General features: G+C 67.3%; 7 protein-coding genes and 1 pseudogene. All 8 read left to right on the plus strand.

Annotated features, from left to right (window positions below; translation table 11 throughout):
- Positions 1 to 214 (plus strand): hypothetical protein (locus tag CYU59_RS14090; RefSeq protein WP_292990538.1); only part of this gene is annotated, 214 nt, incomplete at its 5' end.
- Positions 208 to 894, plus strand: a complete 687-nt coding sequence (locus CYU59_RS14095) for a DNA methyltransferase (RefSeq protein WP_363114589.1) — start codon at positions 208 to 210, stop codon at positions 892 to 894. The genes CYU59_RS14090 and CYU59_RS14095, both read left to right, overlap by 7 nt.
- Positions 887 to 1,036: a hypothetical protein gene (locus CYU59_RS14100; RefSeq protein ID WP_292990542.1), complete on the plus strand. Its 150-nt coding sequence runs from the start codon at positions 887 to 889 to the stop codon at positions 1,034 to 1,036. Before CYU59_RS14095 ends, CYU59_RS14100 begins: the two co-directional genes overlap by 8 nt.
- A gap of 151 nt (positions 1,037 to 1,187) precedes the next feature.
- Positions 1,188 to 1,556 carry a DUF4326 domain-containing protein gene (locus tag CYU59_RS14105; protein WP_292990543.1) on the plus strand — a complete coding sequence of 123 codons (369 nt, stop codon included), beginning with the start codon at positions 1,188 to 1,190 and terminating at the stop codon, positions 1,554 to 1,556.
- Positions 1,556 to 2,452, plus strand: a complete 897-nt coding sequence (locus CYU59_RS14110; protein WP_292990544.1) for a hypothetical protein — start codon at positions 1,556 to 1,558, stop codon at positions 2,450 to 2,452. The genes CYU59_RS14105 and CYU59_RS14110 overlap by 1 nt, the downstream gene beginning before the upstream one ends.
- Positions 2,453 to 2,478: 26 nt before the next feature.
- Positions 2,479 to 2,826, plus strand: coding sequence for a hypothetical protein (locus CYU59_RS14115; protein WP_292990545.1), 348 nt, complete (start codon positions 2,479 to 2,481; stop codon positions 2,824 to 2,826).
- A complete protein-coding gene (locus tag CYU59_RS14120; RefSeq protein ID WP_292990546.1) occupies positions 2,819 to 2,971 on the plus strand; it encodes a hypothetical protein in 153 nt (50 codons plus the stop codon). Before CYU59_RS14115 ends, CYU59_RS14120 begins: the two co-directional genes overlap by 8 nt.
- Positions 2,968 to 3,207: pseudogene (locus CYU59_RS14125) on the plus strand (hypothetical protein); the annotation flags it as partial. The gene CYU59_RS14120 and the pseudogene CYU59_RS14125, both read left to right, overlap by 4 nt.

Genomic DNA, 3,207 nt, shown 5'->3' on the forward strand with positions numbered 1-3,207 from the left:
GCTGGGCGCAACGGGTCACTGCGTGGCGGATCGCCACGATCGCTGCGCTTACCGCGCAGGTGGCCCGTTGCAGTCCGGCATCCGGCTGCCCGAGGGCTACGTCACCGCGCCGAGCGGCGTTGTGGCCGTTGTGGTTCGGCCGTCTCACATCTACCGCTGCCCGTGCAGCTGCCACGCCATGGGTCAGCTCGACCTGTTCGGAGTCGCATCATGACTGAGTATTACCGCGATGACCAGATCGCACTTCACCACGGCGACGCACTGGCAGTGGCCGGCGAGCTCGCGGCCGGCGCGGCCGACTGCATCGTCACCAGCCCCCCGTACTACGGTCTGCGCGACTACGGCACCGAAGGCCAATACGGGCTCGAATCATCGCCCGCTGAGTACGTCGAGCGCCTCCGAGAACTGTTCGGCGATCTGCACCGCGTCCTGGCCGACGATGGCACCCTCTGGCTCAATCTCGGCGACTCCTACGCCGGATCGTGGGGCAACCAAGGGCATCTGATCGATCGTCCTGACTTCCACACCAAAGATCTCGACGAGCCGTCGACAGCACCGCGCGCCCAGGACGCCGTGAGGCACACGTGCGAGGTGTGCGGCCGCACCGGCTCACGCCGATTCGTCGAGACCGAAACAGGTTGGCGCTGCGCACCATCGGCCACGAAATGCCCCGGCAACAAACAACCGGACCCTGCACCTGTGCCAGTCGTCGCGCCGGTGGCCGCGGTGCACGACGAACGACCGGTGGCGCTGGCCGCGGGGATCACCGCGAAATGCCAGGACTGCACCCGCACCTGGACACTGACCGGCCGCGTCCTGCGCAGCGCCGTCGAGATGCACGAGCAGAAGCACTCGCACTTCGTCGACGTGGCGGACGGAGCGACCGATGGGTGAGGTGTGCGTCCACTGCGGCCAGCCGATCACCTACGTGCCGATCACCCCGAACGGCCCGGCGTGGCTGCACCACCTCGGCGGCCAGCTCTGCGAAGACCGCTCCGGCCACATGGCATGCCCAACTCAGGGAGGGATCGAATGAAGGTAGGCAACGCCGTTCACCGCCGCTGCCCCCTCTGCGGCCGGCTGATCGCGCCCATCAACGGACTGCTCCCGCGCCACCGCCGCCCGGCGGAACAGGGCGGCAATAAGAGTGTGCCCCTCACCGGCGCCGACGCCCCCTGGTGCACACCATGACGACCCCGCAGCGAATCCAGTTGCGCCGCACCGAAGGCTGGCGCAAACCCGCCGACGCCATCAACGTCGCCCGCCCGACGAAATGGGGCAACCCGTGTCGCATCGTCGGCCGCTACTTCGTTCGTGACGAGAACGGTTACGAGCATTACGCCGAGTCTGCCGCAGAGACGCGCGGTATCGCCGCTCGCCTGTTCCGCGAAGCCCTAATGGAAGACCGTCTGTCGTTCACCATCGACGACGTCGAAGACGAGCTGGCCGGCCACGATCTCGCCTGCTGGTGCCCACTCGTTGACGAGCACGGCAACCGGGTGCCATGCCATGCCGATGTCCTACTCGAACTCGCCAACCAGGAGGCAACCCCGTAATGCCTCACTTCCGCGTCGATGACGCACTCCACTCACACCCCAAGGCGCAGCGCGCCGGCGACGAAGCCATGGGCATGTGGGCTCGTGCCGGATCGTTCTGCATGGCCTACCTGACGAACGGTTTCGTGCCCGATTGGTGGGTCAAACAGCAGTCAAAAGGGAGCGCAAAAGCACGCCGTTTAGTGCTCGCGGGACTGTGGCACGGAGGCGCAGAACAAGACGGCGAAACCGGCTACATGTTCCACGAATTCGTGGGTCCGGGACGCCAGGACAGCCGCGAGCAAATCGAGGCTGACCGGGAGAAATGGCGCAAAAAGAAGCAGCGCCAGCGCAGTTCGTCCCCCGATGGGTCTCCCGATATGTCCCCGTCAGAGTCCCCTAGGGACACTTTGGCGGCGTCCCCCCGGGACTCCCGGGTATATACCCAACACCAACACCAACCCAATACTTCTGGTCACCTTTCGACGACAGCTCCAGAACCGAACGCCCGCGACGTCGTCGACGAACCCGCTTACGTCGAAACCGGAACTCGCAGAACGCGCCGCCGGCCGACATCGGCCACGCTGACCGTTGTCCGCCAGGTGCTCGGCGAAGCCGGATACCCGCGCGGCACCCTCGAACGCCTCGCCGTCCAGGTCGGCGACCTCGCCCGCGACGGCCACGCCGACGCACTGATCCGCGAATCCCTCACCGAATGGGACCGCCGGCCCGACTGCGACCGGCCCGAATTCCTGCCCACCGTCCTCGGTGATCTGGTCAAACGATCCCGCGCAGCGCCCGGCGCCAAAGGCAAGTCAACCAGCAAGTTGCGCGCCTTTGCCGAACTCGCCCAACAGGAACGAGCCCGCGAAAACTCCCAGCTCACCAACCTCGATCAGCCCAAGGAACTCGAATGACCAGCAGAGCAGACGCCCTCGAAATCATGACCCTCGTCACCGCGTGCCACCGCCGCACCGCGCCCCGCATGGACGACGAACAGGCCGCTCTCGCAACGGCTTCCGTCTGGGCCGAGCTGTTCAGCACCTACAGGCTCGAACTCCCGGATCTCGTTGCGGCCGTGAAGAAACGCGCGCTCAGCCACCCGGACGCCCCGGAGCCGGCCGAGATCATCGCCTTCGCCCGCGAGATCCGCCGCGACCGCACCGAGCGCGAGAGCGACGCCGAGCGCCAGGCCCGCGAAGACCGCCACGACGCCGCACTCGAAGCAGGCCAGCGGCAACTGGCGGCGATCGCCGAGCTGGCCGAGCGGAAGTCGATCGAGCATGTCTAGCCGGAAGCTGTGCGGCGAGTGCGGCGAGCACATCGTCTGGGCCACGAAAGGCGTTGACGGCGAGAACCGTTGGTACCACGCGGACACCGGCCGGACGTTCTGCTACCGCGCACCAGAGCACACCGAGACCGCGAGGCTGGCATGAGCCCGCAGCTCGATGACGGCTACGCCCAGCGCCAGGCCGACCGCATCCGTGCCTACGACGAAGCGATGGCCGAAGCCCGCGCAACCAGCACGCGGCACCTCGAGCGCGCCGCGATCGACGCCTGCACGCTGTGCGACTCCGACGGCTACCGGGGCCTCGCGGTGTGCGACCACATCGACCGCAGCGACATCGCCCGCCGCGGTATCGACGCATGCCGAGCCGCCCTCTCGAAACTG

The organism is Mycobacterium sp. (assembly GCF_002863225.1).
Taxonomy (GTDB): domain Bacteria; phylum Actinomycetota; class Actinomycetes; order Mycobacteriales; family Mycobacteriaceae; genus Mycobacterium.